We start from the raw sequence: 3472 nt of genomic DNA on the forward strand, positions 1-3472 counted from the left end.
CAGGGGCAGGAGATCGCCACGTGGGAGCAGAATGGCGTTGGCCCGGTAGATGCGGTGCTTCTTGTCCACCACGGTGAAGCGGCTGTCCAGCAGATCGGCGGACTCCGCGCTTCCCAGGAAGAGCAAGCCGCCGGGCTTCAGCGCGAAGTGGAAGATCTCCAGCACTTCGGCCTGCAGGTCGCGCTCCAGGTAGATCAGCAGGTTGCGGCATGCGATCAGGTCCAGGCGTGAGAAAGGCGGATCGCGCAACACGTTGTGCCGGGCGAACAGGACCTGCTCGCGCAACGCCTTCCTGATCCGGTACGCCCCATCCTCGTAGTGAAAGAACTGCCCAAGGCGCGGGGCAGACACGTCGGCGGCAATGGCCTCCGGATAGACGCCCGCCCTCGCCAAGGCCAGGGCGCGGTCGTCGATGTCGGAGGCGAAGATCTGGATGGCGGACCGTGATGCCGCCTGCGGCGCCCCTTCGTTGAGCAGCATCGCGAGCGAGTACGCCTCCTCCCCGGTGGCGCATCCGACGACCCAGGCGCGCAGTTGCGAATCGGCCGCAAGTCTTCGGAAGAGCAGCGTGTGAACCTCCTCTTCCAGGGCACCATAGGATTCAGGATCGCGGAAGAAGCTCGTGACGCTGATGAGCATGTCCTGCAACAGTTGCGCGGTTTCCTGCGGATGGCTCTCCAAGTAGTCCCGATAGTCCGCGATGTTCTGCTGGCGCGTCACCTGCATCCTTCGTTCGAGCCGGCGCAGCACGGTGCCCCGCTTGTAGTGCCGGAAGTTGTTGCCGGTGCGACTCGCCAGAATGGCGACGACTTCATCCAGCGCGGCCTCGGCACGCTGCGCGGCTTCCCCCGACGGCGGTTCCTTGGTCCGCAGGCCGATGCTCCTGGAATCCGGCAATTCGATGGCTTGGGCGTTCTCCCACAGCGCGGCCAGCTTCGCCGGGATCTCGGCGGCGGGGAGGACGAAATCGACCTGGCCCGTGGCGATGGCGGCCGCGGGCATGCCCGGGTATTCGGCCTCCGCGGGCAATTGCGCGATCGACACGCCGCCCTGGGCCTTGACATCGCCCAGGCCCAGCGCGCCATCGCTGCCCGTGCCAGAAAGGATGACCGCGACGGCGCGTTCTTGGTGCGTCTGTGCCAGCGCCCTGAAGAACAGGTCGACGGCGACCGGCCGGCCGCGCGGGTGATCCTGCGTCTCGACGATCAGCTTGCCATCGTCCATCGCCAGGTGAAGCGCCGGGGCGATGACGTAGACGTGATTGATCTGGATGGCCTCCGCCTGGGTGACCTGCACCACGGGCATGCCGGTTGCCCGTTGCAGGATCGGTGCGGCGTGGCTCTCGTGCTCGGGCGACAGGTGCAATACGACCACGAAGGCCATGTCGGGCGCGTCGGGCAGGTGCTCGAACAGTTGCAGCGCCGCGGCCATGCCGCCCGCCGATGCGCCGATGCCGACCACAGGAAACTGCAGCGAGGAGCGCCTCGCCTCGGGCCCGTCGTCCCACTCGTCGTCGTTTCTTGCCTCTTGGCTCATACGATTTTCCTGTGCGGCCCGGATTATGCGCGGGGCGATCCACGTTACCCGGGCACGGTGACTACAGCCTCAAGGGCTTGCGCGGCACGCTTGCATAACGACCTCCCGGACGAGGCGCGAAATGCGAAACCAGAAGCAGTCGCGCACCCCGCTCGTCGGCGACGCTAGGCGCCAAAGAGCGACTGTCGATGCCGACTTCGCCAAGGTCCCCTGAGCACCGGTAGCGTCAAGTCCCGGTATTCTGCTCAGGCCGGGCGGCTCGCCAGTACGGCTTGGAACCCTCTCCCACGTCCCTCTCATCGGCGGCGACGGGCAGGTCCAGCGCCCCGATGCGCCGTGGTCTTCGCGCTGGCGGCGCCAAGTTCACCCTCCAGCTTTACTCGCGGGGTTGGAGTCATGACAGCGTCGCGGCCAGTACCCCATCGATAGCGTTTTGCGCGGGGACCGCTTCCTCGGGACAGTGTCCACGCCTCGACGTGAACGCGCCGGTCAGTTGTGAGCGAGGCAATGCGCCGGTACACGGTGCGACCATTCAGGCCCACCGCCGCGGCGATCTCAGCGATGGTTAGAGCGCGACCTTGGATGGCGCGTCGTATCAGTTCTATGTCTTTGGGCATGCGAGCACGGTTTCTGGAGCGAACGCACATTTTGCGCAACGACTGCGCTGGGCGACAGAAGACTTGTTCGGGATGCTCACAGCTTGAGGTGCTCATGCGCGTCAGGCAGCGGTGGTGGCCGTCTGTTTAGCCGCCACCCGCTGGAACGTGGGATACGCCCTTGGCTAGCCGCCCATCCTGGTCCGGCCAAACGAGCCGATCGCGCCGCCGATCGCCTCGAGCAGTTCGTCACTCGAGAACGGCTTACGCAGCAGATTCCTTACGCCGGCCTCGTGCGCGGCGCGCTCGAGCGCGGCGTCGTCGGATCCCGTGATGAACACCACAGGCACCTGCAGGTTCGCGGCGTGGATGCACGACTGCACCTCGAACCCCGACAAGGTAGGCAAGTGCACATCCACGATGGCGCACAGCGGCAAGTGGGCACTCAGCGAACCCAGGAACTCCTCGCCGCTCGCGTATTCCCGGACGCGGTATTTGGCCAGCCGCAACAGGCGCCCGAGCATCACGCGCACGGGCAGTTCGTCGTCCACTACCGCGATGAAGGATCCGATACTGCTCACGCACGAACCCTACGCCAGTGCGATCACGAATGGGACTGCACTTTGGTTCAGTCAGTGTGCAATGCGCCCGCAGCGGCTTGCATTCCCCGTCCGCGTGGCCTCTTGTAAGCACCTTGAACAAATTCGAGGTTCGCATCGACCGCCTCAGCCTCCTCGACTCCTGACAAAGGAAGGAATCTGAAGCCCGTGTAAGGGGTTGGTGCAGCCCATCCTAGGCTCGTTCGGCGAATTTTCGCCATGGCAAAAGGCAGCAAGTTCTCACAGCTTGACCAGGCGCTTGAAAAATGCAGGAGGCCACAGGCGGCAAACACTGAAAGATCGGTGGCTTGCCTTCAAGAATTGGGGTGCACGACCGCTTGCAATCATTGAGCAGTCGTCGCCGATCCTCGGGCGGGCGTCTGTTGAGGCCGGTGGCCGAAATCTGCGACGGTCCGCCTCGCTCAAAGCTAGCTGACCGGAACGGGCCCTCTGCGATATTACGAACGCCGCTCTGACCTGCCCCCTCTCGCCGTGCCGTGCACAACGAGGAAGTCCGGGGTCAGCAACTTGCGACAGTAAAGAGTAGCCGTGGATGTACGCTTCTTCGGCGATCCGCTGTGCTTCCGTGGTCGACAAGGCCTGCGCAAACGCAGGAGAGACAGGCCAGTGCCGTAAATGTCCGAGCGTCCCCGTTCTTGCGAATGGATCCTTGATGAAGGAAGGTCGACGTCTTCACATTGAGGATGTTGACGATGGAACTGGACAAGGATGGCGGTGCAC

The 3472-nt window shown here is 64.3% G+C and carries 2 protein-coding genes; both read right to left on the reverse strand.

Annotated elements, in window-relative coordinates; all coding sequences use genetic code 11:
• Positions 1–1536 (reverse strand): CheR family methyltransferase (locus tag WKW82_RS40300; RefSeq protein WP_340348812.1); only part of this gene is annotated, 1536 nt, incomplete at its 3' end.
• Positions 1537–2317: 781 nt separating this feature from the next.
• Positions 2318–2683, reverse strand: coding sequence for a response regulator transcription factor (locus WKW82_RS40305; RefSeq protein WP_340348813.1), 366 nt, complete (start codon positions 2681–2683; stop codon positions 2318–2320).
• Positions 2684–3472 lie beyond the last annotated feature (789 nt).

It is taken from the genome of Variovorax rhizosphaerae, assembly GCF_037889975.1.
Taxonomy (GTDB): Bacteria; Pseudomonadota; Gammaproteobacteria; order Burkholderiales; family Burkholderiaceae_C; genus Variovorax; species Variovorax rhizosphaerae.